This window comes from Lysinibacillus sp. TE18511 (genome assembly GCF_054062295.1).
The window spans coordinates 217,252-243,800 of the sequence record NZ_JBSSFD010000001.1 but is presented as its reverse complement, the minus strand read 5'-3'; the positions used below and the strand labels follow the sequence as shown (position 1 = coordinate 243,800).

The window sequence follows — 26,549 nt, the reverse complement described above, 5'->3', positions numbered from 1 at the left end:
ATTGCGGTATTTTATAAATTATAGTGCTTTTACCTTCGCTACAACATTGTCTACTGTGAATCCGTATTTTTCCATTACCAATTCACCTGGTGCAGAAGCGCCGAACTTGTCGATTGCAAGAACGTCTCCTTCGAAACCAGTGTATTTATGCCAGCCGAATGATGCGCCCATTTCGATTGCAAGACGTTTTGTTACAGCTTTTGGAAGAACAGATTCTTTGTATGCTGCATCTTGTTTTTCGAAGCGATCCATAGAAGGCATTGAAACTACTGCCACATCCATACCTTCTGCTTTTAATGCTTTTTGTGCTTCCACTGCAAGTGAAACCTCAGAGCCTGTTGCAATTAAAATGGCATCTGCCACTTCTTTTGTAGCAGGAGACACTGTATAAGCACCTTTAGTAACACCTTCACGTACTGTATCAATCGATGCGTCAAGCACAGGTAAGTTTTGACGAGATAATACTAAAACTGTTGGTGTTTTTTCTGATGCTACTGCTAGTTCCCATGCAACTGCTGATTCATTTGCATCAGCTGGGCGAACAACAGATAAATTTGGCATTGCGCGTAAAGATGCAAGGTGTTCGATTGGTTCATGTGTTGGACCATCTTCCCCTACAGCAATTGAGTCATGTGTAAATACATAAGTAACAGGAAGACCCATTAATGCAGAAAGACGTATTGCTGGACGAACGTAGTCAGAGAATACGAAGAATGTACCACCGAATACATTAAGACCACCATGAAGTGCCATACCGTTCATAGCTGCACCCATTGCAAATTCACGTACACCGAACCAAATATTACGGCCAGCATAATCGTCTGCAGAGAAATCTCCAGCGCCTTTCATTGTTGTTTTATTTGAGCCAGCAAGGTCAGCTGAACCACCGAAGAATGATGGTGTTTTCTTCGCAATTGCATTGATTGCCTCTCCTGAAGAAGAACGAGTAGCTACTGATTTACCTGCTTCATATACTGGTAATTCTGAAGCGAAATCCTCTGGTAATTGACCATTCATTGCTTTTTCAAATTGTGCTGCTAATTCTGGGAACTCTTGCTTATATGCTTCAAATTTAGCATTCCAAGCTTCTTCTGGTTGTGCCCCCTGAAGCTCTGCAGCTGCAGTAAATGTATCATATACTTCAGTTGGAATTTGGAATGGTTCATGTGCCCATTCATATGTTGCTTTTGTTAATACAGTCTCATCTTTACCTAATGGTGCACCGTGAGAATCTGCTTTACCTGATTTGTTAGGTGAACCGAAACCAATGACAGTTTTTACTTCGATCAGTGTTGGCTTGCCAGTTGATTTTTTAGCTTCCTCGATAGCTGTGTTAATCGCTTCAACATCAGTACCATCAGCAACTTTTAAATAGTTCCAGCCATAAGATTCAAAACGTTTTTGCACGTTTTCTGAGAATGACTTTTCTAAGTCACCATCTAAAGAAATATCATTAGAATCGTAAAGCACGATTAATTTTTCAAGCTTTAAGTGACCTGCTAAAGAGATAGCCTCAGCTGCTACACCTTCCATTAAGTCGCCATCGCCACAAAGTGCGAATGTATAGTGATCAACGATGTCATGACCTGGTTTATTATAAGTAGCTGCTAAATGACGTTCAGCCATTGCCATACCAACTGTCATAGCAATACCTTGACCTAGAGGACCTGTTGTTGCCTCTACCCCAACAGTATGACCATATTCAGGATGTCCTGGAGTTAATGAATCCCATTGACGGAAGTTTTGAATTTCTTCCATTGGTAAGCCGTAGCCACCAAGATGAAGTAGGCTATATAGAAGCATAGAGCCATGACCTGCAGAAAGTACAAAACGATCGCGGTTATACCATTTTGGATTTGCCGGATTATGGCGAAGTTGTTTTGTCCAAAGCGTATAAGCCATTGGCGCTGCCCCCATCGGTAAACCTGGGTGACCTGAGTTTGCTTTTTCAATTGCATCGATTGACAAAGTTCGGATAGCATTAATCGCTAGTTGATCCGCATGTTGAGTCATTATGTTGTGACATCCTTTCTCGTCCTATATATTGTTCTTTTACAGTTTAGTCAACATTGCTTCAGAAAACAATGTTTTTGTTATACTATTTACGTTTTATAACATACTTTATAGAAATATGTGACACATTAATTTAGAAATTTATTTTTTTTCGCTTGTTTTACCTTCTCTGGTGTTACATCATTACCTTCTGGATCTACCACTTTTACATTTTCAATTGTATCACGCATCGTTGCTCTAAATGTATCTAGATACTCCTTGCGAAGCGCTGTTTGTTCCTTAGCTTCTGACTCTGTTAATTGTCCACTTTTAGCCTTGGCAGAAAGTTCATTGATTCGGTTAATTTTTTCTTTTGATAACATAGTTACACACCTTTCAATACATATCTTAATGAATATGGTATGCAAAGTATAGCATGGATTCCCTTAAAATGCAGTTATACCAACCTTTTTAGTGACCTTCAATGTTTACAATAAATGCCACTTCATGCATGACTTTGTGAAGTTAGAAGTGTAAACTAATTTATGGGGTACAAAAAGATCCATTATGCTTGGGGGAAAAATGAAATGTTTATCAAAACGAAAAGACTATTAATAAGAGAATTTGAGGTTCAAGATTGGCAAGCTGTCTATGAATATACTTCAAATCCAAATGTGATGAATTATATTCCAGAGGGCGTTTTTAATGAAGAGGAAGCCAGAAAGTTTGTTTCAGAAAATAGCGGTGACAAAGCAAAACACTTTCCTGTTATTTTACTAAATGAAAATATTGTTATTGGTCATATGGTTTTCCATCAATGTTTTGGTGACCATACGTATGAAATTGGTTGGGTATTGAATCCGAACTATTACAATAATGGATACGCCTCTGAAGCCGCAAGAGCTGTACTGGACTATGGATTCAAAGAAATGAAACTTCATAGAATTATTGCAACATGCCAGCCAGAAAATATCCCATCGTATCGAGTGATGGAGAAAATCGGCATGAGACGCGAAGGTTATTTTAAAAAATGTATTCCCCACGGAGATGAGTGGTGGGATGAATATTATTATGCTGTATTAGATGAAGAATGGGCATAACCAATTCTTTTTACTTTTGTTAATAGATCGTAGGAAACACTATTAGTTGAAATAAAAATAGTGAGAAGTAGTCAAGAGCTACTTCTTTTTTATAACTCAAAATGTCCAATACATTGGACGTTTTATATCAATTTTAATAAAATAAATTAACCAAAACTTTAGACAAAAGGAGGTATAAGTCTGAAGAATATAATAAAAGCATTAAGAAAAAAATTAGGAATGACGCAAGAAGCCCTTGCAAGGGAATGTGGAGTTGTCAGACAAACTATTAATTGTATTGAAAACGATAAGTATGACCCAACGCTTGAATTAGCATTTAAAATTGCTAAAGCTCTAAATAGAAAAGTTGATGAGGTGTTTATATATGAGTAAATTCCATCTTGAGTATATGATAACAATGAAAGATTTTGTAAAGGAGAGTGCCGCGATATTACGAAAAAATACGAATGAGGTTACGTTACCTGTTTCAAAAGAAGATCAAGATACATTAATTTGTATGCTTAAGTATTTAAAAAATAGCCAAGATCCGGATATTTCAAAAAAATATAAATTACGTTCAGGAGTTGGCTTATCTGCCAATCAAATTGGTCTGAATAAACGAATGTTTACTGCACTTTATAAAGATGGAGATAAACATCATGAATATATGTTAATTAACCCAAAAATCGTTAGTCACTCTTTAAACATGATTTATTTACCTGAGGGGGAAGGTTGTCTTTCGGTCAATAGAAAAGTTAATGGCTTTGTTCCAAGATATGAAAGAATTAAAGTTAAAGCATATGACATACACGGGCAAGAAGCCATTTATCATTTCAATGGATACGGTTCCATCTTAATGCAACACGAAATAGATCATTTAAATGGTATCATGTTTTATGACAGAATAAATAAAGAAAATCCATTTAAACTACCAGACAACGTTATTATTGAGAGTTTGTATTAATTAAGAAAAGACTAGTAGTGCAATTTTACCCGAAATAACGGTCAGTACGATTAACTGACCGTTATTGGGCCAACAAAACGTTGGTCCCCTAGCGTCGCCATAAGATGAAGCTTCCTATCAGCAGGATGACGAAACTCCTAATGATTGAAGTTTCATTTTATTTACCCGTCAGACTTTCTTGATGTTCCCTATATCTCCGATGTACAGTAGCTTTACTTACATCAAAACCTAGACCTTTTAGTGTCATGGCGATTTCATCAAAGGTGAAGCCTCGATTACGTAGCTTGATAATCTCTTCTACAGGCACATCCTTACGTTCTTGACCATTAGGATTTCCCCGATTAGATAAATTGTTTTCAGGACGATAGCCATTTTCAACGGCACGACGCATACCACGACGTATTTTAGCATTATGGATTCTGCGCTGGTACTCCTCTACGATCGCTAAAATCTCTAGTAGCATCGTATCCATTTCATTTAATTGTACAGGGCCTTCGTCTCGCATAGAAAAAACATCCGTTTCAGTTTTTTGTAATAAATGCAATACTGCCATTCTAGCATTTCCACGTCCTAAACGTGTTTCATCCTGTACAAATAATGCTTTAACTTCTTTTTCCTTAATAAAGTCGAGCATTTCAAGTAAGCCCTCACGTTCCACATCATAGCCACTATGCTTATCCATAAAAACGTGCTTCACTTCGTAGCCCTGCTCTTTAGCATAGCGCATCAACTCCTCCTGTTGACGCTCAAGCGAGGAACTTTGTGTCTCTTTTTCTGTACTTACACGGCAATAGACAACAGCCGATTGTTGTTTATTTATCATTGTTCATTTCTCGCAATTTCAATTGAATTTATGGGCATGGACTGGTCACCCACTACTGGAATCACTAGGGATTTACCTGCAATAATATCAACGTTCGATAATTCATTTTCTACTTTCACAAGCTTAATCCAATCATCCGTTTTCATTTTACCAGAGTATTGTTCAGCTAACGACCATAAACTATCACCATGTTCGATTTCAATTTCAGCGTAAGTAACATCGCCTGGATCTGTTATAAAAAGGTATGCTGCAAATAGTAGACATGCCCCTAATAAAGTAGTAATGTGTGGATTTTTCTTTAACCAGTTCATCATCATAACCCCTTTTAGAATGTTTGTTCGGAATGTATGTTCTTATAATAATGCGAACAAACGTTTTTGTCAAACACTTTTCGAACCTATGTTTGCTTAAGTGTTCGCATTCTGTTATACTACTAATAAGTAGAATGATTAGAAAAAAAGAGGTGAGCAATCATGAAAAAAGTTTCGAAAAGACAAGAAGCCATATTAGAGTTCATCAAAGAAGAAGTACGCACAAAGGGGTATCCACCATCTGTACGTGAGATTGGTGAAGCAGTTGGACTTGCTTCAAGCTCAACAGTTCATGGACATTTAGCTCGTTTAGAACAAAAGGGCTTCATTCGTCGAGACCCAACTAAACCACGCGCTATTGAAATCCTAGAGCCAGAGGATTCTATTCAAAAGCAACAAGTTGTACATGTCCCACTTGTTGGGAAGGTTACAGCAGGTTCTCCAATCACTGCTATTGAAAATATCGATGAATACTTCCCACTTCCAGATATTTATGGTACAAGCGAAGATGAGTTATTTATGCTAGAAATTATGGGTGAATCAATGATTGAAGCTGGCATCTTAGACGGTGATTTAGTCATAGTTAAACAAAGAGCAACAGCTAATAATGGTGATATTGTCGTAGCCATGACTGAAGAGGATGAAGCAACTGTAAAGCGTTTCTTCAAGGAAAAAAACCATTTTCGTTTACAGCCTGAAAACGCAACAATGGAGCCGATTATCGTAGACCAAGTTTCTATTTTGGGGCAAGTTGTTGGTCTCTATCGTCGTGTACATTAAAAGTATCTCAATATTAAAGTAGAAAAAGAGGATATTATGTTCGCATATACCTCTTTTTCTTAATTTAAGGCTAGAGAATTAAGCAAGATGAGAACGAGTACACGCGTTTAGTCCAGTCCTTTTTGAAAAAATCAAAATACGAAAACGTGTTGCTAGTATTAGCACTAAATGAAGATGTCGAAGGAGACTTTTCGGACATCTTTTTTCTTTTGAGCATAACTTTGCTTAAAAGAAAAAAAGAATCCACTTTAGAATGGATTCCTTGTAAGCATCGAAACGTCGAACTAGCAGTTTTAAGTTATCAAGTCTTATGCCTCTACTTTGAATTTCAAACTTGCCTTTACAAATGCAGTAAACAATTTCTTCGATCCTTCATCTCCTACAATGGCTAGCTCTTCAGGATGCCACTGTATGCCCAGACAAAATGGTAAATCTTCGTGTACTACCGCTTCAACGATACCATCACTTGATTTTGCTACTACTTTCATTTTTTCCGCAACTACATTTACAGCCTGATGATGAAATGAATTGACAGCAATTTGCGCTTCCTCAATAATCGTTTTTAATAGTGTATCAGGTGTAACATGAATATAATGTGTAGCAACGCCTCGAGCCGCTTGTTGTTTGTGCTTTAATAATTTACTACTGTGATATTCGCTATCAATATCCTGATAGACCGTACCTCCTAGCGCGACATTTAGTATTTGCATCCCTCGACAGATGCCAAAAATCGGCATTTGGCGAATAAAGGCCGCTTCAATTAAGGCAAGCTCCACTGAATCCCTTTCTGGATGAACTTTCCCTAATTTCGGTGTAGGTTCTGCACCAAAGAGGAATGGATGTACATCATAGCCACCCGATAATAATAATCCATCCGTTAACGATAAAATTTGTGCTACATCCTCTTCTACGCCAAGCGGAATTATCAATGGAATTCCACCAGCTTCAATGACACTTTTGCTGTAGGCGGCATTTAATCTAGAAGACAAATCATCTTCCACAAAGGCCGTTATACCGATAACTGGTTTCACTTTATCCCCTCCATGATCCACAAGATTTACGACTTACCAACATTCAAAATACCAATTCATCAACGCGTCTCCATAAAAATAGACAACGATAGCTGCTAGCGCAATAGATGGTCCAAATGGTATAGGCGTTTTTCTTCCCTGCCCGCGGACCTTTAACACCACTATTCCAACAATCATTCCAATCACAGCTGATACAAATAGTGTCAGAAGTGTATGTATTGTGCCGAGTACAAGACCGAGTAAAAAGAATAATTTAATATCGCCACCGCCCATACCACCTTTTGATAAAGCAGCAATACTATATAGTATGCAAAATCCTACTACAGCACCAACTATACTATCCCACCACGGAGACAATGGCGATATCAAGCGTCCAATAATTAGTAATGGTAAAAAGAATAGGAGTATTTTATCAGGAATAAGCATATACGCAAAATCCGATACAACAATAATTACTAATAATGAAATCAATACTAGTGCTACGAAAAATTCTGCACTAAAGCCTAATTTCCAATAAGCCAAGGCAAATAATATGCCTGTTATAAGTTCCATCAGTGGATAAATCCCAGAAATTTTTTGACCACAGCTACGGCATTTCCCACCTAAAAACACATAAGACAACACAGGTATCAAATCAAGCACAGTCAACTTTCTCTTACAATGAATACAATGCGAAGGTGGACGGAGAATTGACCCTTTTATTGGTATTCGTAAGCCCACTACATTAAAAAATGAGCCAAGTACGAAGCCAAAAAGTAAAACGATAATTGTATAAGCCATTTCCATCTTTATGTCCTCCTATACCAATAGACACCCATACATTTCAAGTATGCGCGCCATTTAAATTATTGTAATCCTTCAAAATAGAACGTCGTTACCTGTTTTTCCTGTTCTCCTAGTATGCTAAAGTTAATTATATCAGATTTCATCACACGCTTTACGTCATATTTTTAGAATTTTTAAAAAATATATTTCTAGCAATGTAAGATTTGAAGATTTAATCACAATCATAATGAAAATAGCCTATTAGAAAATACTTCTAACAGGCTTTTTCAAACGATCTCTATTATTTTTTCAACAATCGCCCCGACAGTAGCAACCCAATTCCACCAACCGTCATAAACAGTATTGCTCTAATTAGTAAATCGAGGGCCGACAAATCGAAGAATATAAGTTTTACAAAAGCAATAATTAAAATGATAAAACCAGTTAGGCGTAATGCTCGTAAATGACGACCTGAGCTAAGCCATAGCGCAACGCTTGCTGTAAGGAATAATGTAATTGTTGAGAACACAATGCTTAGCTTCCAATCAAGTATCCCGTTGTATGCAAGCTGGAATATTAGCCCCTTAACAGCTATCATCGTAAGCACAACGCCTGCACTTACAATTGGGTCCAAAAGTTTTTCTAGTTGCACTTGATAGATTTGATAAATGCGCCCCTTCTTTAGTAAATCGACAATAATTGCTACGATAACCGCAATATACACAATTCTTGTCACTATATTTAACCACGCGACACCTTGCATATTGTATGGTATAGCTACAAGCATTAGTGTAAAGAGAAGGAAAAATACACTAAGAGCTGGCGTTAATGCACGCCCTTTATATTTTATTGGTACTAGAAGCGATCCGACAAATAATAAAGCGATTATTATACACATCAGATGCGGAATATTACTAACATCCGCAAAATACGTTACATCAATCTTTCCGATATAAGCTAAGAAATAACTAGTTGTTATTAAAGCTAAAATATCAATCACATACATATCCTTCATGATCTGTTCAAATACAGTCAGTGTCTCTTTTGGACGTCTCGCATATAAATAAATAATCAGGAGATAAATTCCAGGCATCACCAAACTCGCATGATTTATGCTGAAAAATGGTGCAGGATCATGAATACTAAAGTTTATGGCAAGTACAATCATAAATAAGAATGAGCCGACAACCTTCATGATACTTGCTCGTAAACGTAAACTCATCATAACACCTGCAAAGACGATGAACGGGATCAATATGTGATCCACTTTCCCTGGTAAATTCATAACTAGTAGCGTATTAAATAGTGTAATAAACGCGAGTGTTATGGCACTATCAAATGCCTCCTGCCATTTTTGCTTATAGCCATAACCCGCTAAAATTGCAAATAAACTGACTATTACGAGTAACAGTGCTTCACCATATTCAATTGGTGTAATAATAAAATTCATGAGTAATAAACTAAATAAACCAAGGCTAAATTGCATACCAACATGAATATATTTCCATGTAGACGCTACATTATATAAATGACACCAACTCGTGTTAAAAATAGATAGCACAACAAGCAAACCTATTGCAAAAACAACTTGATTGTCATTATTCATAAATGTTTCTATGCTGATCGCTAGTACAGAGAAAAAGGTTGCGATATAGAGTGCCAACTTCTGCTTGTGTTGATGAATGACAAATTGCAACATCGTAAACAGGACAATCACATAGATTAATATAATAACAGGACTAAAATCCATATATTCTAGTAAATAAGGTAGTAATAGTGAGGTAAATGCTACAAATACTGTTAGCACCTCATTTTTCTTTAAGAAACTAATAGCAATACCATAGCCGATATAAACCATCGCTATCACAAGCGCAAGTGTTAAACCTATTATTTCATATAATATCGCGCCCGACGCTGTCGTTAATATCCCAACAATAAATGCTCCGCCATATAACGAAATCGTAACAGCTGATGATCCTACTTTTTTGCGCTCTAAAACATAAGCTATTACGGCTAAGGCGAGCGATAATACATAGGCAAGGATGATTTTAACTTCGTTCGATAAATAGCCATAATCACTTACTAGCTTTAGACCCCAAAGCACTCCCATCACTAAAATAACCATAAATACCTTTGGTAGTGCCCACATAATACGTTCCTCTAACGTTCGCTGTGGCTGCACCTTTTTTTCTGGTGCTGACATTTGCTTTGGATTTGGCTCCGAATTTAGCTTTGGATTCGGTTTTGGCTTTAGGTTTGGCGCAGGCTTTAGCGTAGATTGCTCAATCATGGATTTTTCGGCACTCAGTGTACTTGTTTTTGCAACTGATTGTTGACACTTTACGTCCTCTAACTCTTTCCGTAAATCCATCATTTCTTGCTCGAGTTTGGCAATCCTCTGCTCCATTTCAAGCGACATTCAATCATCCACCCCACTTAATCATTTTCCAACATTATAACATATTTACCATTGTTGTAAAATTACACTTTTGTTTCATTTTTACTTTTTATCTAGGTCTACGATACATTAAAGCACGCTCACTATCACTGGTTCCCCTTGTAGTTGGATCTACGACAACTCCCATTAAAACAAGAATCGATAAAACAGTATTAATAATGTACGTTAGCTGCGCACTCATTGCACTCGTTAAATCATAGCCAAAAATAGCTGCTACTTGCTGTGCGAGTAATAATATCAATGAAAATAGCGACAGTAAAAATGGTTTATGCAGAAGACGGATTCTCCAGTTAATTCTCATAAACGCTCACCTCCCCCCTTCTTAACCACATTATATGCTCCGTGGTTACATGACACATATGCAAAAATGGAGCATCCAACATCGAATTTACAGAAATTTTCCTTCATCCCGCTGTCTTCACAATTAGGAGGGAATTCTGCTCGATACTCACTTTTTAGGGCAAAAAAAAACACCCCGAAGGATGTTAATTAATTTTATTACGGTTGAGTTGTTTTTCAATACCAGCCCGATCAATTTGAATCCAATATTCTGCTATCTTTTCATCTTCAATTCTATAAACTGCGCTTGCTATTTCAATAACAGGAAGACTTGTTGGCTGATATCCATCAACTTCTCCAACATGTGTACCAACTTGTTTCCATCGTACATATACTTTATTTTCTTGTACCATGAACTCTTGGATTTCTAATGAAAAATCGCCATATGCTTCTACCATTTCTTTTACATGGTCAGCATAATCTTGGGGAGTTCTTAAAACCGTTAACTCCTCTTCAGAAATAACTTGGTGTGCCAATACTTGGTCTGCCATTAACTCTGTTGCGTAATCAGGATTATTCCCTGAACGTACTTCTTCAAAAAATTTCTTCACAATTTGTTCTGGTGTCATTTGAACCCTCCGCTATAATTTACTATATATTCTGACGAGAATCACTTCATCTCCCCATGCTTAATAATAATTCGAGAGACAAGAAATTGAAACAATATTCTACAAATTCCACTCTCCACTTCAAATAAGTAATCCATGCATTTACCATATTTATTCTGTGGTTACTTCGTGGAACTTATAATGACCTTGACCAGCTTCCACACAACACCCTCTGCAGTTGTACTGATTGATAACTTTCTTGAAATTTTGCTATAGGTTCCATTTTTATATGTTTTATCAGGTATGTTGATTAAACATTTTTATCCATTCAAATATATTCGAGAACACTAATTTCACTGCGCGCTACAATCAGTTAAAAATTGTCATACATTAGTAAAATATCAACAATAAATAACCTTTCATCGATCAATATATATTTTCCTAATCAACACACCTGATGTTTTATCATAGATGCTACGTTCATATAAATAGTTAGGATGCATCTTGCTTAGCGCTGATGCCTTCAAATTTGCATATAGTGGGTGATCGAAATGGTGTATGAGTGGAATGTTTTAAGGGCAATTGCCTGCTTATCTATTGTATTATTACATGCTACAACTAATACAGAAATTATTAACGGATACATCGAAAATCCGTACTATCAATTTTTCAGATTATTATTATGTTTCGCGACGCCAACATTTATTCTATTATCTATTATTATTTTAGCAAAGCGCTATCCAGTCGAACTACCTCCTAACTTTTTATGGCGACGTTTTCAATTTGTTTATATTCCATTTGTTGCAGCTAGTATTTTGTATGCAGTATATGCAACGCTTCATTATGATGAAAGCTTTTGGAATGCACTGTATCGCCATATTGTCTTAGGAAATTTCTCGGGTTGGTTTGTCATGACAATCTTTCAATTATACATTCTGTTCTTTATCATAAAAAAATATCAGCTATCAAGCATATGGCTAACACCAATTATGTTGGCACTTGGTATTTTATATATGACGCTCGCAAAGCTGAATGGTGAATTCTTTATAGTAAACGACAATCTTGTTCGTTTACTATTTATTGGTTGGCTTCCTTATTTCGCAATTGCTTATTTAATTGGTACGCATTATCGATGGGTTGCTTCAAATATTAGTAAGTACAAATTTCATACGCTAGTTTTCGTTGTTCTTTCAGCATCTATACTGGCGATCAACTATTATTTGGGAGCCACTGAAATCACATCTAGACGATTAGATATGATGTTGCTTATTATTTCAATAACTTTATGCATTTTAGCATTTGGTCAAATTGCGCCGAAGCTAAAAATCATTAATTTAGTAAGTCAATATTCATTTGGTATATTTTTGATTCATTGGCTTGTTCAAGAATTTTTAGTCCCGTATACAGCACAAATACCTACTACCTCTCTTCAAGTCATCTCGCTATTTCTATCGAGCGTAATTGTCTGTATGTTGATTATCAAAATCATTTCATTTTTACCTTATAGTGCTTATCTAATTGGCAAGGCACACATTAAAAAGCCATCTCAGTAATGAGATGGCTCTATGCTTTTACGCTTGTCAAATTTCCGTGCAACATAAACTAGCCCGTAAACAAGTGGCGTTGCTACAATCGACGCTAAAAATTTAAAAAGATACTGTGTTATAAACAATGTCAATAATACTTTAAATGGCATTACACCATAAAAGGCTATCGTAATAAATAGTGCCGTATCGATGAGCTGACTTACCATCGTAGACGCATTGTTTCGAAGCCAAAGCTTACCGTTGCCATGCTTTTCCTTAAATTTACTAAATATCATGACATCCAAATTTACACTAACCGTATACGCGACAAGGCTTGCAATAATGACACGCATACTACCACCAAGAATTATCTCAAATTCCTTTTGATGAGCAAAGGCTTGTGCCGGTGGTAGCTCAATGGCAATAGCAATAAAGCATGCCGCAAACACTTGTGCCATAAGCCCCGTTCTTACCGTGCGACTGCCCGCTTCCCTACCGTACACCTCGCAAATTACATCTATAAAAGGATACGTGAAAATAATAAGTATTGCTGCCGCCGGAAGTATCATCCATTCGCCTATACTAAACACTTTAACAGCTAAAACATTTGCCAAAATTAAAAAGCCAACAAACAACCCATTTAAATAATACAGCATTAACGATTATCCACCTTTTCAGGATACAAATCGTGGTTCATCAAACGATGTTCCGCCATTTTTTCATATTTTGTACCTGGGCGACCATAGTTGCACCAAGGATCAATAGACAAGCCACCGCGCGGTGTAAACTTGCCCCATACCTCAATATAACGTGGCTCGATCAGCTTAACTAGATCATTCATGATGATATTGACACAGTCCTCATGAAAGTCTCCGTGATTACGGAAGCTAAATAAATAAAGCTTTAGTGACTTACTCTCTACTAGCTTTTTATCTGGAATAAAAGAAATATACATTGTTGCAAAGTCAGGCTGCCCTGTCATTGGACAAAGACTTGTAAATTCTGGACAATTAAATTTTACAAAAAAATCGTTTTCCGTATGCAAATTATCGACTGCCTCAAGTACTTCCGGTGAGTACTCAAATAAATACTTTGTGTTTTGGTTACCAAGTAGTGTTAAATCCTGTAATCCTTGTTCATCTGTTCTTCCTGCCATAAAAATGCCTCCTCAAGTTGTGAGAAGTCCATTATGCGTGAAACCTAATAAAAAAAAATCGCCATATCCGCATTTTTGGGACATGGCGTAAATGACGTCATCCATAGTTTTTTATAGAGGGTATGCGCTATGAACCTCTTTTATATTCGCTAGTTATCTTAACTTAATGAATGCAATCCGTCAACTAATTTTTTTCATATCTTGTGCATTGACAAAAATACCCTGACGTTATATGGTTAGTTACATAAGTAATTAACCAATCAAGGGGGTGGATTGTGATTCATTCTTTAAACAACGAAAAGCCCATTTTCCACCAAATACGCGAACGAATAGAGGATGGAATTTTAGATGGCCACCTACAACCCGAAGATCGAATTCCATCCACAAACGAATTTGCAAAGGAATATCAAATTAATCCTGCAACTGCTGGAAAGGGCGTGAACGAATTAGTGGATAAAGGCGTAATTTATAAAAAACGCGGTGTTGGCATGTTTGTTAGTTCTGATGCTCGCGAGATATTAATTACAGAGCGTAAGGAAAATTTCTTTAAGCAACATATAAAGCCATTAAAGAAAGAAGCAATTAGATTAGGTATTTCAGTTGAAGAATTACAAAATATGTTACAAGGGAGTTAACGTATGAAAATTGAAGCGAAAAATGTTAGTAAGTCATATAGACATAGAGAAGCTTTGAGAAATGTCACTTTTACAATTGAAGGACCTAAAATCATTGGATTTTTAGGTCATAATGGCGCTGGCAAAACAACATTCTTAAATTTATTATCAGGACTTATTGCGTCAACTAACGGTAATATCTCTGTCAATGGAGAAAATGTTTTCAATGCACCTGCAACTTTATGTGACATTTGTTTTGTTGCAGAGAGTGGAAACTTTCAAGAAGAAATGACAATTGCACAAACGTTAAAGGCTAATAGCTTTTTTTATCCGAAATGGGATGAGGATCTAGCAATGGAGCTTTTAGAAGTTTTTGCCCTAAATCCAAAAGATAAAGTTCGTAGTTTATCAAAAGGGATGGTATCTGCGTTAGGCATTATCACAGGCTTTGCGAGTAATGCAGCGATTACGATTTTTGATGAGCCTTACATCGGACTTGATGTTGCTGCTCGAAATACATTTTATGATTTATTGATTGAACAACAAACAGACAATCCAAGACTTTTTATTTTGTCTACACATTTAATTGATGAGGCAAGTGAGCTTTTTGAGGAAATACTTATTTTACACGAAGGACAATTACTACTTCAGAAAACAGCAGAGGAATGGCACGAGCATATTGTTGCAGTAAAAGGGAGTGCTTCTGATGTTGAGCAGGCAATAAACGGGTTAGAGAGTATATACAAGCATATGTTTATGCAGGAATTAACTGCAATTGTCTACGCTAATGGGCAATCCATCGAAGGACAGAACATTATCCTTGAGCGTGTTTCATTACAGGATATGTTGGTGTATTTAAGTAAACAGCAGAAAGCGAGGACAATTAAATGAATACAGTAAAGGGTAGCTTTTACGTATTATTTCAAAGCTATAAAAAACAGATTATGACTTTTTGGTGCATTTTATTTTCAATCGTTCTATTTTCGCTATTCTTAGATAATTTCTTTGGGGAAAAAACTTTCATTGCCATCTCTGTTTCTATACCTGTTTATATCTTTTACGGTATAATGGCGGCAAAGCTACTAAATAAAACTTTGCCCTATTTTTTAAAACTTGGTTTAAGTCGCTTACAATATATGTTCAATGTAGGACTCTTTTTCATCTCGTGGAGCTTAATAGGTGCCTTCATTATTGCTTGTACACAAAAAATAATTCCTTACGGTTCTAACCTTTTCATTATCCACCCTATTTTACTAATTGATAATTCCCCATCATTTTTACAAACGATGGCATTGGATACTGTTTTACTGCTCTTCTTCCTTACATCTGGTCTTTTATTGAATGTTGTCTTTTATCGCTTAGGAATTCTTGGCGGTTACAGTTTTATAGGGTTACTCTGCTTAATTCCAATTCTTACAATCATTTTCAAGTGGTATTCTTCTTTGTTTGACCTACTATCAAATTTATCTACCTTTACTCTATTAAGTAGTTTATTAATTTTTAGTGCATTCCTCTACTCTATCATAACAATGGCGATCCGAAATGTTTCTGTCAATCCAGCATAATTCTAGTGGCTATTCCAAAAAAATGATGCCAAGCCCCATTTAAAGGTCTTGGCATTTTCAGCCGAATTAACCACGTTTATCATCTTAATTTGTATAGTCAATGGAATTGGCGATATCGACTAACACTTCAGGTGTCACCTTTTCTGAAACCCTTTTATCAATCCACAGCATATATTGCCAATCTTCTCTTTCAAAAGCGAGTACATTGAAACCTGATATTTCCATATAAATTGAAGTCGTTCCGTTTTTCAATTCGAATGTCTTTACTATATATTCCTTTTTAGACGGTAACTTAAAATGATTAGGTCGAACAGTTATTTTATAATGATGCTCTGGAAGTCGATTATTAATAAATGTAACTTCAAAAAAATCATTCCTCTCACCATCAAGATTACTAAATCGACCAAAATGATGTGTAAAACTAATAGGAGGTATTCGAAGTGGTAGCTTTAGTTCTTGATGAAAGTGCCGCTCAAAATCGGAGGCAGCTGCTTCAACCGTTTTATAGCCTATTTCAGGATAAATTTCTTCATAAGGACTGAACGAATCATTTAGATAGGCATTATTTGGTTGAGAAAATAACAAATAAAAGGAACTTAAGCAGAGAGAAAAAATTCTGTCCATTTTATCACCTCAGTATCACTTTAGGTGTAGTTTTTCCCAACTCAATGAATTTATGCGGCAAGTTGTATTATGTTCACAGTTATTTATTCTTTTTTATCATGACTAGATCCAACTTGTTTTAAAGCGTGGTAAAATAGATATTTTTTCACACCGGAAGTCTATATGCAAAGAATTACCTCTAGTACGCGGATATTCTCCTCTGACGCGAAGTATTCTCTCTGTCACGCGGATTTAAATAAAGAAAAAGCAATTATTCGCACTCATTAAATGCGAACAATTGCTTTTTAGATTAGAAAAGTAAATGTGCAACTAATGCTGCGATTGGTAGTGAAATAATCGTACGTAATAAGAAAATAACAACTAAATCAAAAAACTTCAGCGGGATTTTCGTACCTAAAATTAGTCCACCGACTTCTGACATATAGATAAGCTGTGTAACAGAAACGACAGCAATGACAAATCGTGTAGTTTCAGCTTCGATGCCTTCTCCTAAAATCGAAGGTAAGAACATATCAGCAAAGCCGACAACCATTGTTTGTGCCGCCTCAGCTGCTTCAGGTAAACCAAGCACTGTTAAAATCGGTTCAAACGGCTTCCCTAAAACGGTAAAAATACTAGTGAATTCAGCAAGCATTAAAGCAATGGTACCAAATGCCATAACAACGGGCGCTACACCAATCCATAAATCCAAAACATTTCTAGACCCATCTTTAATAAATTGAAGAGGATCACGATTTGCATGTGCGACTGCTAAAGCATTTTCTAATCCATGTGACATCGAATTATAACCTTTCGGTAATTCCTCACGTGATAAATCTACTGGAGTACCATCAATATAAGTATCTTCCTTGTTAGCAAGTGGATAAATTCGCGGCATAATGATCGCTAACACAAGACCGCAAAGTACAACAGTTATATAATATGGAATAAAATAGCGTGACAAGTGCACTGTATCCAATACGACGATACAGAACGTGATGGATACTACAGAGAAGCTTGTTGCAATAATGGCAGCCTCTTTTTTCGTGTAGTTCCCCATTTCATATTGCTTACTCGTCATCAGAACACCAATTGTTCCATCACCAACCCACGATGTAAGTGCGTCAACTGATGAACGACCAGGACTTTTAAAGAGAGGACGCATAATTTTTACCATCATTGTTCCGAAAAATTCAAGTAAGCCGAAGTTTGTTAAAAATGGTAATAGTAGACCCGCAAATAAGAAAATCGTAAATAAAAACGTTACCAAACCACCATCAGGGTTCATTAATAACCCACCAGTATTTTCATTATTAATCGCTGATGGTCCAAAATCAAACACAACCATTGAAGCAAATATTAAACCGATCATTCGTATTATTGTCCAAAACCAATTGACATAAAATAATGTATCTAAAATACTAGGCTTCTTTGTATTGTCGCGAGGAATGAATTTGGCAATAAGTGAACCAATTGCCGAAATCGCAAACAGAATGATAGTAAAATAACTAATAACAGGCGCAACAACACCCGCTAATATATTTGCTAAAATAGCAATCGGAACTTTCCATCCCTCATCTGTTAAGACTGGTGTCATGAATAATAGGACACCAATAAGAGAGGGGATTATGAAGTAAAAGTAGGAAGAAGTAGGATATTTTTTCATAATTAAAAGCCTCATTTCTCTAGTTTTATCAAAGTTGTATACATCAGGCTTGTTAGTTATATACTGTTCAACCGCCAAGAAGTATATCTGTATAAAGCGAAACTTTAAACAGTGGAAATTTCTTTATCCTCGCTGATTATTATTCGCCAATTGGGCATTTACGAGCGGTTAATGAGGGATAAAATAAAAAAAGCATTCCTCTAAAAAGTAATAAAGGAACGCCTAAACACTACTTTTTTATAATTAACATCTGCAATGCAAAATTTTAACAATCCCAACATTATCCATAATTTACATTTATGAGCTACAAAAATATCGTAAACCCAACAACACATCCGGTTAATTCTACAACAAAATGAATTTTTATTCAATGTAAAATATTAGTTATTGTTATAATTCTCATCTGATATCATCCAGCACTTCTTCTTAGTTTCATTACCTTTCAACAAAGCTCAATTTTACAATAGCTAAAATGTTGCCTAAATTATATGTGTAACATTTAATGTATCCAACCTTGTTCAAAGTACGGATCTGCCTTACATACTGGCACTTTCAAACTATAATAAAGCACAGCTATCATAAAAAAATTCTTGAAATGGTCATAAATACTTTAAATTTCCACATGCATTTCATCACTTCGGTCTTCGATGGTAGTTTACATTATTAACATTTGATGAAATTTTTCAATAATCATACCTATTTTGATTGCCTAAGAGATTTAACCAGCTCTTAATAGGCATACAAATAGACCACATTGTCTTTCATCTCATATCTTAAGTATGAACCACAACTTATCAAAACAGGAGGTTATAACATGTTTAAACGTATGCATCACCATGCAAAAGGTCCACATTGTTGTCCACCACAAGCATGCCCAACTCAATTTGATCCACCACATTTTTTACCGCCAGAAGAATACGTTCGCACCAATTACATCCATACGGTCGTGCCACATGTACAACCAGCACATATTACAACAGTAAACAAACATATGATTGATCATCAATATTACTTCCCTTTCACAGAATGTGTAGTGAATGAATGTTGCGAAAATCATACACTTTGCGATATGCGACCTGATCCTTGCCATATGCACCATCATCATCGCATGCCACACCACCATCATCATCACCATCAAAAATATATGGGCTATTAATGGAATATGCGATGAGGTTATAATATGCCTCATCGCTTCTTTATTTTGATTGAAAATGTCTAGCACCTATCAGTTCTTGTTATAGTATTTACTATCAAATTATTAATTCCAAAAGAAAAACCGAGTACCTTGACTAGGTACTCGGCTAATATATTAGTACATTTTTAAATATTGGTCGCGTTCCCATTGATGTACTGTTGTACGGTACATATCGAACTCGATTTCTTTTGCTTCTTTAAAGTTTGCATAAATATGCTCCCCTAATGCTTCTTGCGCTACTTTGTCTTTAGCCAGTAATGCTAAAGCGTCGTCAAGTGCTGGTGGTAAGTTTTCAATACCGTTCGCTTTACGCTCTTCTTCAGTCATTACATAGATGTTACGATTAATCGCAGCTGGTGGTGTTAATTGTTGACGAATACCTTCAAGACCAGCTTCTAAAATAACAGCCATTGCTAAATATGGATTTGCAGATGGATCCACAGAACGTACTTCTACACGAGTTGAAAGACCACGTGCTGATGGAATACGGATAAGTGGTGAACGGTTTTGAGCTGACCATGCTACATAACATGGTGCTTCGTAACCAGGTACAAGACGTTTATAAGAGTTAACTGTTGGGTTTGTTACAGCTGTGAAACCTTGAACGTGAGCAAGGACACCCGCCATGAATTGCATTGCTGTTTCAGAAAGACCTAGTTCAGTCGATTCATCGTAGAATGAATTCTCTTTACCTTTAAATAATGAAACATTGAAGTGCATACCAGAGCCAGCTTCACCGAATAATGGTTTCGGCATGAATGTAGCATGTAAGCCATGTTTACGTGCAATTGTTTTTACAACTAATTTGAACGTTTGGATGTTATCACAAGCTGTGATTGCATCTGCATATTTAAAGTCGATTTCATGTTGTCCAGGAGCTACCTCATGGTGTGATGCTTCGATTTCAAAGCCCATTTCTTCTAGCTCTAATACGATATCACGACGGCAGTTTTCGCCAAGATCTGTAGGTGCTAAGTCGAAGTAACCACCATGGTCGTTTACTTCTAATGTTGGTTCACCTTTTGCATCTAATTTGAATAAGAAGAATTCTGGCTCAGGCCCTAAATTGAAGCTTGAGAAGCCCAACTCTTCCATTTTTTTAAGGATACGTTTTAAGTTGTTACGTGGGTCACCAGCAAACGGCTCGCCTTTAGCAGTGTATACATCACAGATGAAACGTGCTACTTTCCCTTTTTCAGAAGTCCAAGGGAACACTACGAAAGAATCTAAATCAGGATGTAAATACATGTCCGATTCTTCGATACGAACGAAGCCTTCAATGGATGAGCCATCAAACATCATTTTATTTTCTAGCGCTTTGTCTAATTGGCTTACAGGAATCTCAACGTTTTTAATTGTGCCAAGAATATCCGTAAATTGTAATCGAATAAAGTTTACGTTTTTTTCCTCGATAAGGCGTTTAATGTCCTCTTTTGTGTATTTACCCACAGTTTTCCACACTCCTATAAATTGTCTAACTTTTATTATTACCCTACCCTATTAAAACAATCTAAACTGTTCACCAGAAGCGTACGTTTACTTTAATTAATAGAATCGAGATAAATCCCCTTGTCTGATGGAAGATTTTTGCATACGCTGTGCTTGACGCATTTCTTCACGCATAATGCGACGTAATTCTGAATCACTTAAATTTGGTTCTTCTGTTGCAACAGCGTCATTCTTTTTAGCGAATAGTTTTTTAATCTTCGCCATATTCATACCCTGTTCTAAGTAATCTTTAATTTCAAGCAATATGTCGACGTCATTTAATGAAAACATTCGACGGTTGCCTTCTGTTCGGTGCGGCTCAATTAAATGGTGTTCTTCATAATAACGAATTTGACGTGCCGAAAGCTCAGTCAATTGCATCACAATATTCATGGATAATAACGGCATAGTTCGTCTAATTTCACGACTCATTTAAGTCCCTCCAATACCCGCTAATCATATAACGAAAATTTTACACTGTCAACTAGTCATGTAAGGTTTCCTGACATGGATTAAAATATTTTTTTCGAATTGATGAAAAATTGTAAAAAACTATTCAAAACGAAAGTATTGAATAGTTTTTCCATCTCCTATTTTTGGATTTTTTGTACTGCACTACAAATAGCAAATTTCACATGCTCGTACGTTAAACCACCTTGAATAAATGCTGTAAATGGCGGGCGAATAGGACCGTCTGCTGTAAGCTCAATACTGGAACCTTGAATAAATGTTCCTGCTGCCATTATGACATCATCCTCATAGCCAGGCATATAGGCTGGCTCTGGTGCATAATGCGCATTAATCGGTGAATTCGCTTGAATTTCACGACAAAACGCAATCATTTGCTCCGCTGTTTGGAATGAAACAGATTGAATCAAATCCGTACGATCAGCAGCATAGCTTGGCGATGTATCCATGCCGATTTCTTCCAGCATCGCAGCTGTGAAAATCGCACCTTTTAATGCTTGCGAAACAACATGTGGTGCTAAGAAAAAGCCTTGATAGAAATCACCAAGTGTATTTAATGTTGCACCAGCTTCAGCTCCAATACCTGGTGATGTCATACGATAAGCACATTTTTCTACTAAATCTGCACGACCAGCAATATAGCCTCCTATTTTCGCCAGGCCTCCACCAGGATTTTTAATCAACGAGCCTGCCATTAAATCAGCCCCAACCTCCGTTGGTTCCTGTGCCTCCACAAATTCACCGTAGCAATTATCAACGAAAATAACAGCATTGGGTGCTAATTCACGGATTTTTGCACACATTTCCGCAATCTGTGAAACGGTAAAGGATGGTCGTGTTGCATAACCCTTCGAACGTTGGATAGCAATCATTTTTGTGTTTGGCGTAATGGCAGCTGCAACACCTTCCCAATCGATCTCTTGATTATTGATTAAATCCACATGGCTATAACCGATTTTATAATCTTTTAACGAGCCAGTATCCTTGTCTCCACCATCGACTATTGATTGCAATGTATCATACGGCTGACCCGAAATATAAAGTAATTCATCACCAGGACGTAGCACTCCGAATAAGCTAAGTGTGATTGCATGTGTACCAGAAATAATTTGCGGACGTACGATGGCAGCCTCCGCTCCAAAGACCTCTGCATAAACACGCTCTAGATTGTCACGCCCCTCATCATCATAGCCATAGCCATTAGACGGATGCAGATGATAATCACTTACTTGATGCTTTCGAAACGCAGCAAGCACTTTTTGTTGATTGAAGAACGCCATGTCTTCTACTTTTGCATGAAAAGGACGCACCTTGTCTTCTATTTTAGCTGCTAATGCTAGTGTTTCTTCCATTAAATTTGTTGTAAAAGTCATTATATTCTTCTCCATTTCACATTTGTTCAAATCCTATCTTAACAATTTGTGTGCTTGCCTGCAAAACTTGCTATTGTTTCTAATTGCATTATGCGCTAATCTAAATTGCGGACTTCATCTATTATGTCCTACTAAAATAGGATATTTAATATCTGATAATTCCAAAGTATAAGTTGATACTTTTCTTAGCAAAAACTTCTACGCTACAAAAAGGGTTTGCAACTAATCGAAAAGATTTATTCATATAGGGAGTGAAAGGTTTGGCTTGGGAGGTTTTTAGTATTATTGGAACAATTGCCTTCGCTATTTCCGGGGCAATCATTGCAATGGAGGAAGAATACGATTTATTCGGTGTATATATACTCGGGATTGTAACCGCTTTTGGCGGAGGAGCTATACGAAATTTGCTCATAGGTTTGCCTGTAACAACACTGTGGGGACAGGATATGATGTTCCAAATTGCCATTGCAGCCATTACAATTTTTTTCTTATTTCCACATCGACTCATCCAACATTGGCATCGCTGGGGCAATTTCACTGATGCTATTGGTTTATCGGCATTTGCAATTCAGGGTGCTCTCTATGCTGTGAAGCTCGACATGCCCATTAGTGCGGTTATTGTAGCTGCTGTCTTGACAGGGTCAGGCGGTGGAATTGTTCGAGATTTATTAGCTAGACGACAACCATTAATTCTCCGTGATGAAGTCTATGGTGTGTGGGCAGCACTAGCTGGACTTATCATCGGGCTTGAATTAATTTCAGGGGATATCTATTTATATGTATTATTTGGTGTAATTACAGCACTAAGAGTTCTTTCATATATGAAGAAATGGCGTTTACCGTTGCGGAAGTTACAGCGGGCATAGCTAAGTTTCCTTACATCACCGTATAACAACAAGAGGCTGGGACAGAACTCGATTATTTTGAAAAATAACGAAAGCAGATAATAACTTTTCCGCTTCAATGAGTAGAGTGTTCCTTCCTAAATCAAAAAAATGTTAGACCAATTGCAATCGGTCTAACATTTTTTCTTTTTGTCCCAGCCTCTTATTTTTTATCAATAGCAGATTTTAAATCCTTTAACTATAACTTTTGTTTATGTGTAGCAGCGCCTAGAAACAATATATCCTAATAGAAATAGTATGTTACCCTAAGTAAACTTTGTACTTGCTGAGTAACTACTTTCATAAGAACTTGTTTTTAGAATCTCACAATATTTAATTACTTTTCTAACAGCAGCATAGCTTCCTCTAATGTTGTCATGTTTTTCATCATGGAACATGCTGCGTCCAAAATAGGAAAGGCTAAAGCTGCGCCAGAACCTTCGCCCAATCGCATATTCATATGTAGCATCGGTTCAACTCCGAGCAATTCCGCAGCAATTTTAGCACCTGGTTCTTCAGAAGCATGAGAAGGAATGATATAGTCTGTTACTTTTGGTTCGAGTTCGTATGCAATAAGTGCAGCAATGGTAGAAATAAAGCCATCAATCACAACAGGCTTGCGATTTGCAGCTGCAGCGAGTACAACTCCAGCCATAGCACCTATTTCTAAACCACCAACTTTTGCAAGAATGTCAATAGCATCATCACGATTTGGTTTATTTAATGTAATAGCATTGTGAATGACCTCTACTTTATGTGCTATCCCCCCTGGCCCAACTCCTGCACCGAAGCCCGTCACTTCATTTGGATGACAATCACGAAGAACCGATAATATTGCAGCACTCGGCGTTGTATTACCAATACCCATTTCACCTGTCCCGAGTACATTTATCCCTTTGTTTATTTCTTCCGTAGCTACTTCAATTCCTACTTCAATAGAATGAATGGCTTCTTCCCTTGACATAGCAGGACCTTTTGCCATATTGTCCGTTCCATATTTAATTTTTTTTAGGATAACACCAGCATCATGCGGAATATCTTCTTTTACGCCAACATCTACTGTGACAATTTTTGCATCTGTGATTTTTGCGATAGCACAAACACCGGTCCCTCCTCTGGGAAAATTTAATGTTTGAAAGACCGTTACATTTTGTGGATTTGATGTCACCCCTTCATCACAAACACCATGATCTGCGGCACAGACAATAATGGCTTTGTGATCAATCGCAGGAAATAGTTCTCCTGTAATTCCTGATAGTTGCACAGCAAGAGTCTCAAGTTTACCTAAGCTACTAGGAGGCTTGCAAAGTGCATCTATGCGTTCCCTTGCTTCCTCCATCATTTTGTGGTCAGCACTTTGAATGTTTTGAATCGTTTGTTGTAATAATTGCATGAAAATTTCCCCTTTCTTTTTTGCCCTTGTTACTCGAAGAATGATTTAGAGAAAAAATAAAAAGCCTGTAGTTTATTTCATCACAAATAAACTACAGACTTTTCCATCGTCTATATAATACGAAGCAGTTAGGCAGGTCTCCTGGCTCAATTTCAACATTTCATAGAACCTTCCCAGACTATGCTAGTGGCATTCTCTATGAAACTCTCTTTTACAGTGGTGGGACCGCTAAAGCATTTCACTTTATTCCCTATTCTCCCGCAATGGGCACCTAATGCATTTATGCAATTATTTCAAATTTACGATAAAGTGTTTTTTGTGTCAATATATTTGATTAAATGAAAAATTGTTCCAAGGATTCCTTTGCTGGCATTCGCTCCAAAAGAGTGAATGCCAGCAAAGGAATCTTTTAACACTTCGAATAACCAAATAAATCTAACGTACGCGAATTCAGGTTCCTGAGGGCTGGCAATTTGAGCCCATGCTGAATCTTCTCTAATAGCAAATTGATTCATAACGCGCCTACTCAACCATAATCCATTTTTTCTAGGTAAATTCCTAATCGTTCACAAGTAACGGATGCAATTAAGTTTCTTCTTTCCTATAAAATAGTAGGGAAAGTATTTTTTTGATGTATGTCTATTGAATAAAAATATGCTGATGACTAACATGAAAAATAACTACATTTCAAACTTAGCCTTCATTTTGCATTTTCCTAATCTCAACAATATTCTTCCAGATCGCCCTATCAACTTTGGCAAAACTACGTATGCTTGGCGTTGTATTTACTTCAAATAATATAGGTTTTCCTTCAAGATTTATTCCAAAATCAATGCCATATTCTCTACAAGGAAAGTGGGATGCTATTACTTCAGCTGCTAAAATTGAATCCTCTTTTAGAGAATCTATTGTTTGATCTTTCTTTGTATTATCCATCATCAAATAACCTGATAATAATTCCTCAATCGATATTGCTTTAGAACCCCGATTTGAATTGACAATCCCATGATCCTCAGTTGCCACCCTTCCGTAAATCCCACCAATTACCCATTTTCCCTTTAGATTTTGAACATGAACACGAATAGATATTGAATTCCCATCAGGGGTTAGACTTTTGACCCCCTCTTGTATAATATAAATTCCGCTTAATCTACCGTGTTTCTCATATGGATGTAGAACTTGGTGGAAATCCTCAATTGCTGCTACACATTTACTTATTTCTTCACCTTGCATGGTAAATCCGTTAAAACAATAGTGTCCATCTTTTCTTTTGTAGACTTTATACATTGCTCTTCCTTGTCCAGTGGTATTATGTTTCACATAAATATACTCATACTTATTTAATAAATAGATTAGGTTTTCTAGACTGTACAGTGTTGATTCTGGCATGCAGTTAGTTGTTAAAGGATTTTGTTTTAAAAGTAAGCATTGTTCCCATTTACCAAGTCCGTTTTTCAATAAACTCACCTCATTTAGTTAGATATTTTTATTTCTTTTGTATTGATAGTGTAGTCCTCTCCACTTATGG

General features: G+C 36.6%; 29 protein-coding genes and 2 riboswitches. Of the genes, 10 read left to right on the top strand and 19 right to left on the bottom strand.

Annotated elements, in window-relative coordinates:
* Nucleotides 1–18: 18 nt before the first annotated feature.
* Both tkt and ACVWXS_RS01190 read right to left on the bottom strand, forming a co-directional pair.
* A complete protein-coding gene (gene tkt, locus ACVWXS_RS01195; protein ID WP_456955468.1) occupies nucleotides 19–2,013 on the bottom strand; it encodes a transketolase in 1,995 nt (664 codons plus the stop codon).
* Nucleotides 2,014–2,141: 128 nt separating this feature from the next.
* Nucleotides 2,142–2,375: a DUF896 domain-containing protein gene (locus ACVWXS_RS01190; protein WP_368635343.1), complete on the bottom strand. Its 234-nt coding sequence runs from the start codon at nucleotides 2,373–2,375 to the stop codon at nucleotides 2,142–2,144.
* A 204-nt stretch (nucleotides 2,376–2,579) separates the two neighbouring features.
* On the opposite strand from ACVWXS_RS01190, the gene ACVWXS_RS01185 reads away from it, so the two are divergent.
* The 3 genes from ACVWXS_RS01185 to def all read left to right on the top strand — a co-directional run bounded on the left by ACVWXS_RS01185 (nucleotide 2,580) and on the right by def (nucleotide 4,035).
* Nucleotides 2,580–3,092: a GNAT family N-acetyltransferase gene (locus ACVWXS_RS01185; RefSeq protein WP_368635344.1), complete on the top strand. Its 513-nt coding sequence runs from the start codon at nucleotides 2,580–2,582 to the stop codon at nucleotides 3,090–3,092.
* A 180-nt stretch (nucleotides 3,093–3,272) separates the two neighbouring features.
* Nucleotides 3,273–3,464: a helix-turn-helix transcriptional regulator gene (locus ACVWXS_RS01180; protein WP_053594565.1), complete on the top strand. Its 192-nt coding sequence runs from the start codon at nucleotides 3,273–3,275 to the stop codon at nucleotides 3,462–3,464.
* On the top strand, nucleotides 3,457–4,035 hold the full coding sequence (gene def, locus ACVWXS_RS01175; protein WP_423473693.1) for a peptide deformylase: 579 nt from the start codon (nucleotides 3,457–3,459) through the stop codon (nucleotides 4,033–4,035). Before ACVWXS_RS01180 ends, def begins: the two co-directional genes overlap by 8 nt.
* 157 nt (nucleotides 4,036–4,192) lie before the next feature.
* On the opposite strand, the gene ACVWXS_RS01170 is transcribed toward def, so the two are convergent.
* The gene (locus tag ACVWXS_RS01170) at nucleotides 4,193–4,858 is read right to left on the bottom strand and encodes a YneB family resolvase-like protein (protein WP_223552975.1); all 666 of its coding nucleotides are present in this window, start codon (nucleotides 4,856–4,858) and stop codon (nucleotides 4,193–4,195) included.
* The gene (yneA, locus tag ACVWXS_RS01165; RefSeq protein WP_374963351.1) at nucleotides 4,855–5,169 is read right to left on the bottom strand and encodes a cell division suppressor protein YneA; all 315 of its coding nucleotides are present in this window, start codon (nucleotides 5,167–5,169) and stop codon (nucleotides 4,855–4,857) included. The genes ACVWXS_RS01170 and yneA overlap by 4 nt, the downstream gene beginning before the upstream one ends.
* 162 nt (nucleotides 5,170–5,331) lie before the next feature.
* On the opposite strand from yneA, the gene lexA reads away from it, so the two are divergent.
* Nucleotides 5,332–5,949, top strand: coding sequence for a transcriptional repressor LexA (lexA, locus tag ACVWXS_RS01160; protein ID WP_068983040.1), 618 nt, complete (start codon nucleotides 5,332–5,334; stop codon nucleotides 5,947–5,949).
* Nucleotides 5,950–6,257: 308 nt separating this feature from the next.
* On the opposite strand, the gene ACVWXS_RS01155 is transcribed toward lexA, so the two are convergent.
* The 5 genes from ACVWXS_RS01155 to ACVWXS_RS01135 all read right to left on the bottom strand — a co-directional run bounded on the left by ACVWXS_RS01155 (nucleotide 6,258) and on the right by ACVWXS_RS01135 (nucleotide 11,111).
* Nucleotides 6,258–6,980, bottom strand: coding sequence for a gamma-glutamyl-gamma-aminobutyrate hydrolase family protein (locus ACVWXS_RS01155; protein WP_456955464.1), 723 nt, complete (start codon nucleotides 6,978–6,980; stop codon nucleotides 6,258–6,260).
* A gap of 33 nt (nucleotides 6,981–7,013) precedes the next feature.
* Nucleotides 7,014–7,766, bottom strand: coding sequence for an A24 family peptidase (locus tag ACVWXS_RS01150; RefSeq protein WP_368635348.1), 753 nt, complete (start codon nucleotides 7,764–7,766; stop codon nucleotides 7,014–7,016).
* A 280-nt stretch (nucleotides 7,767–8,046) separates the two neighbouring features.
* Nucleotides 8,047–10,164 (bottom strand): DUF2339 domain-containing protein, encoded by a 2,118-nt coding sequence (locus tag ACVWXS_RS01145; protein WP_456955462.1) that lies wholly within the window; start codon nucleotides 10,162–10,164, stop codon nucleotides 8,047–8,049.
* 88 nt (nucleotides 10,165–10,252) lie between these two features.
* Complete coding sequence (locus tag ACVWXS_RS01140; RefSeq protein ID WP_423491724.1) at nucleotides 10,253–10,504, bottom strand: phage holin; 252 nt, start codon at nucleotides 10,502–10,504, stop codon at nucleotides 10,253–10,255.
* Nucleotides 10,505–10,688: 184 nt separating this feature from the next.
* On the bottom strand, nucleotides 10,689–11,111 hold the full coding sequence (locus tag ACVWXS_RS01135) for an ester cyclase (RefSeq protein WP_374963361.1): 423 nt from the start codon (nucleotides 11,109–11,111) through the stop codon (nucleotides 10,689–10,691).
* Between the two features lie 530 nt (nucleotides 11,112–11,641).
* Here ACVWXS_RS01135 and ACVWXS_RS01130 point away from each other — a divergent pair.
* Nucleotides 11,642–12,643 carry an acyltransferase family protein gene (locus tag ACVWXS_RS01130; RefSeq protein WP_456955459.1) on the top strand — a complete coding sequence of 334 codons (1,002 nt, stop codon included), beginning with the start codon at nucleotides 11,642–11,644 and terminating at the stop codon, nucleotides 12,641–12,643.
* Here the strand turns inward: ACVWXS_RS01130 and ACVWXS_RS01125 are convergent.
* Both ACVWXS_RS01125 and queF read right to left on the bottom strand, forming a co-directional pair.
* A complete protein-coding gene (locus ACVWXS_RS01125; protein ID WP_456955457.1) occupies nucleotides 12,637–13,272 on the bottom strand; it encodes a queuosine precursor transporter in 636 nt (211 codons plus the stop codon). The two genes, ACVWXS_RS01130 and ACVWXS_RS01125, sit on opposite strands and share 7 nt — an antisense overlap.
* Nucleotides 13,272–13,772 (bottom strand): preQ(1) synthase, encoded by a 501-nt coding sequence (gene queF, locus ACVWXS_RS01120; protein ID WP_402985316.1) that lies wholly within the window; start codon nucleotides 13,770–13,772, stop codon nucleotides 13,272–13,274. The genes ACVWXS_RS01125 and queF overlap by 1 nt, the downstream gene beginning before the upstream one ends.
* Before the next feature lie 97 nt (nucleotides 13,773–13,869).
* Nucleotides 13,870–13,916, bottom strand: a riboswitch (PreQ1 riboswitch).
* Nucleotides 13,917–14,047: 131 nt separating this feature from the next.
* On the opposite strand from queF, the gene ACVWXS_RS01115 reads away from it, so the two are divergent.
* From ACVWXS_RS01115 to ACVWXS_RS01105, 3 genes are read left to right on the top strand one after another with little or no spacing between them, the layout of a single operon-like run.
* Nucleotides 14,048–14,407, top strand: a complete 360-nt coding sequence (locus tag ACVWXS_RS01115; protein WP_368635353.1) for a GntR family transcriptional regulator — start codon at nucleotides 14,048–14,050, stop codon at nucleotides 14,405–14,407.
* Between the two features lie 3 nt (nucleotides 14,408–14,410).
* Nucleotides 14,411–15,277, top strand: a complete 867-nt coding sequence (locus tag ACVWXS_RS01110; protein WP_368635354.1) for an ABC transporter ATP-binding protein — start codon at nucleotides 14,411–14,413, stop codon at nucleotides 15,275–15,277.
* Complete coding sequence (locus tag ACVWXS_RS01105; protein ID WP_456955454.1) at nucleotides 15,274–15,951, top strand: hypothetical protein; 678 nt, start codon at nucleotides 15,274–15,276, stop codon at nucleotides 15,949–15,951. The genes ACVWXS_RS01110 and ACVWXS_RS01105 overlap by 4 nt, the downstream gene beginning before the upstream one ends.
* Nucleotides 15,952–16,035: 84 nt before the next feature.
* On the opposite strand, the gene ACVWXS_RS01100 is transcribed toward ACVWXS_RS01105, so the two are convergent.
* The gene (locus ACVWXS_RS01100; protein WP_456955452.1) at nucleotides 16,036–16,575 is read right to left on the bottom strand and encodes a hypothetical protein; all 540 of its coding nucleotides are present in this window, start codon (nucleotides 16,573–16,575) and stop codon (nucleotides 16,036–16,038) included.
* Nucleotides 16,576–16,864: 289 nt separating this feature from the next.
* Complete coding sequence (locus ACVWXS_RS01095; RefSeq protein WP_427419891.1) at nucleotides 16,865–18,220, bottom strand: YjiH family protein; 1,356 nt, start codon at nucleotides 18,218–18,220, stop codon at nucleotides 16,865–16,867.
* 814 nt (nucleotides 18,221–19,034) lie between these two features.
* On the opposite strand from ACVWXS_RS01095, the gene ACVWXS_RS01090 reads away from it, so the two are divergent.
* Nucleotides 19,035–19,376 (top strand): CotD family spore coat protein, encoded by a 342-nt coding sequence (locus ACVWXS_RS01090; protein WP_423491719.1) that lies wholly within the window; start codon nucleotides 19,035–19,037, stop codon nucleotides 19,374–19,376.
* Between the two features lie 153 nt (nucleotides 19,377–19,529).
* Here ACVWXS_RS01090 and glnA read toward each other — a convergent pair whose 3' ends face one another.
* The 3 genes from glnA to ACVWXS_RS01075 form a co-directional block, all read right to left on the bottom strand.
* The gene (gene glnA / locus ACVWXS_RS01085) at nucleotides 19,530–20,864 is read right to left on the bottom strand and encodes a type I glutamate--ammonia ligase (RefSeq protein WP_068983052.1); all 1,335 of its coding nucleotides are present in this window, start codon (nucleotides 20,862–20,864) and stop codon (nucleotides 19,530–19,532) included.
* Nucleotides 20,865–20,960: 96 nt separating this feature from the next.
* The gene (locus tag ACVWXS_RS01080) at nucleotides 20,961–21,335 is read right to left on the bottom strand and encodes a MerR family transcriptional regulator (RefSeq protein ID WP_068983053.1); all 375 of its coding nucleotides are present in this window, start codon (nucleotides 21,333–21,335) and stop codon (nucleotides 20,961–20,963) included.
* Nucleotides 21,336–21,493: 158 nt separating this feature from the next.
* Nucleotides 21,494–22,744 carry a methionine gamma-lyase family protein gene (locus tag ACVWXS_RS01075; protein WP_456955448.1) on the bottom strand — a complete coding sequence of 417 codons (1,251 nt, stop codon included), beginning with the start codon at nucleotides 22,742–22,744 and terminating at the stop codon, nucleotides 21,494–21,496.
* Between the two features lie 260 nt (nucleotides 22,745–23,004).
* On the opposite strand from ACVWXS_RS01075, the gene ACVWXS_RS01070 reads away from it, so the two are divergent.
* Nucleotides 23,005–23,610, top strand: coding sequence for a trimeric intracellular cation channel family protein (locus tag ACVWXS_RS01070; protein WP_456955446.1), 606 nt, complete (start codon nucleotides 23,005–23,007; stop codon nucleotides 23,608–23,610).
* Nucleotides 23,611–23,965: 355 nt separating this feature from the next.
* Here ACVWXS_RS01070 and cobT read toward each other — a convergent pair whose 3' ends face one another.
* The 3 genes from cobT to ACVWXS_RS01055 all read right to left on the bottom strand — a co-directional run bounded on the left by cobT (nucleotide 23,966) and on the right by ACVWXS_RS01055 (nucleotide 26,479).
* Nucleotides 23,966–25,021 (bottom strand): nicotinate-nucleotide--dimethylbenzimidazole phosphoribosyltransferase, encoded by a 1,056-nt coding sequence (cobT, locus tag ACVWXS_RS01065; protein ID WP_456955444.1) that lies wholly within the window; start codon nucleotides 25,019–25,021, stop codon nucleotides 23,966–23,968.
* 114 nt (nucleotides 25,022–25,135) lie between these two features.
* A riboswitch (cobalamin riboswitch) is annotated at nucleotides 25,136–25,311 on the bottom strand.
* 9 nt (nucleotides 25,312–25,320) lie between these two features.
* A complete protein-coding gene (locus tag ACVWXS_RS01060; protein ID WP_456955442.1) occupies nucleotides 25,321–25,536 on the bottom strand; it encodes a hypothetical protein in 216 nt (71 codons plus the stop codon).
* Nucleotides 25,537–25,714: 178 nt separating this feature from the next.
* Nucleotides 25,715–26,479, bottom strand: coding sequence for a YheC/YheD family protein (locus tag ACVWXS_RS01055; protein ID WP_368635365.1), 765 nt, complete (start codon nucleotides 26,477–26,479; stop codon nucleotides 25,715–25,717).
* Nucleotides 26,480–26,549 lie beyond the last annotated feature (70 nt).

Coding starts and splice junctions, on each gene's coding strand:
- tkt (WP_456955468.1), bottom strand. CDS start 2,013: ATGACTCAACATGCGGATCAACTAGCGATTAATGCTATCCGAACTTTG.
- ACVWXS_RS01190 (WP_368635343.1), bottom strand. CDS start 2,375: ATGTTATCAAAAGAAAAAATTAACCGAATCAATGAACTTTCTGCCAAG.
- ACVWXS_RS01185 (WP_368635344.1), top strand. CDS start 2,580: ATGTTTATCAAAACGAAAAGACTATTAATAAGAGAATTTGAGGTTCAA.
- def (WP_423473693.1), top strand. CDS start 3,457: ATGAGTAAATTCCATCTTGAGTATATGATAACAATGAAAGATTTTGTA.
- ACVWXS_RS01170 (WP_223552975.1), bottom strand. CDS start 4,858: ATGATAAATAAACAACAATCGGCTGTTGTCTATTGCCGTGTAAGTACA.
- yneA (WP_374963351.1), bottom strand. CDS start 5,169: ATGAACTGGTTAAAGAAAAATCCACACATTACTACTTTATTAGGGGCA.
- lexA (WP_068983040.1), top strand. CDS start 5,332: ATGAAAAAAGTTTCGAAAAGACAAGAAGCCATATTAGAGTTCATCAAA.
- ACVWXS_RS01150 (WP_368635348.1), bottom strand. CDS start 7,766: ATGGAAATGGCTTATACAATTATCGTTTTACTTTTTGGCTTCGTACTT.
- ACVWXS_RS01145 (WP_456955462.1), bottom strand. CDS start 10,164: ATGTCGCTTGAAATGGAGCAGAGGATTGCCAAACTCGAGCAAGAAATG.
- ACVWXS_RS01140 (WP_423491724.1), bottom strand. CDS start 10,504: ATGAGAATTAACTGGAGAATCCGTCTTCTGCATAAACCATTTTTACTG.
- ACVWXS_RS01135 (WP_374963361.1), bottom strand. CDS start 11,111: ATGACACCAGAACAAATTGTGAAGAAATTTTTTGAAGAAGTACGTTCA.
- ACVWXS_RS01130 (WP_456955459.1), top strand. CDS start 11,642: ATGGTGTATGAGTGGAATGTTTTAAGGGCAATTGCCTGCTTATCTATT.
- ACVWXS_RS01125 (WP_456955457.1), bottom strand. CDS start 13,272: ATGCTGTATTATTTAAATGGGTTGTTTGTTGGCTTTTTAATTTTGGCA.
- queF (WP_402985316.1), bottom strand. CDS start 13,772: ATGGCAGGAAGAACAGATGAACAAGGATTACAGGATTTAACACTACTT.
- ACVWXS_RS01110 (WP_368635354.1), top strand. CDS start 14,411: ATGAAAATTGAAGCGAAAAATGTTAGTAAGTCATATAGACATAGAGAA.
- ACVWXS_RS01105 (WP_456955454.1), top strand. CDS start 15,274: ATGAATACAGTAAAGGGTAGCTTTTACGTATTATTTCAAAGCTATAAA.
- ACVWXS_RS01100 (WP_456955452.1), bottom strand. CDS start 16,575: ATGGACAGAATTTTTTCTCTCTGCTTAAGTTCCTTTTATTTGTTATTT.
- ACVWXS_RS01095 (WP_427419891.1), bottom strand. CDS start 18,220: ATGAAAAAATATCCTACTTCTTCCTACTTTTACTTCATAATCCCCTCT.
- ACVWXS_RS01090 (WP_423491719.1), top strand. CDS start 19,035: ATGTTTAAACGTATGCATCACCATGCAAAAGGTCCACATTGTTGTCCA.
- ACVWXS_RS01080 (WP_068983053.1), bottom strand. CDS start 21,335: ATGAGTCGTGAAATTAGACGAACTATGCCGTTATTATCCATGAATATT.
- ACVWXS_RS01075 (WP_456955448.1), bottom strand. CDS start 22,744: ATGACTTTTACAACAAATTTAATGGAAGAAACACTAGCATTAGCAGCT.
- cobT (WP_456955444.1), bottom strand. CDS start 25,021: ATGCAATTATTACAACAAACGATTCAAAACATTCAAAGTGCTGACCAC.
- ACVWXS_RS01060 (WP_456955442.1), bottom strand. CDS start 25,536: ATGAATCAATTTGCTATTAGAGAAGATTCAGCATGGGCTCAAATTGCC.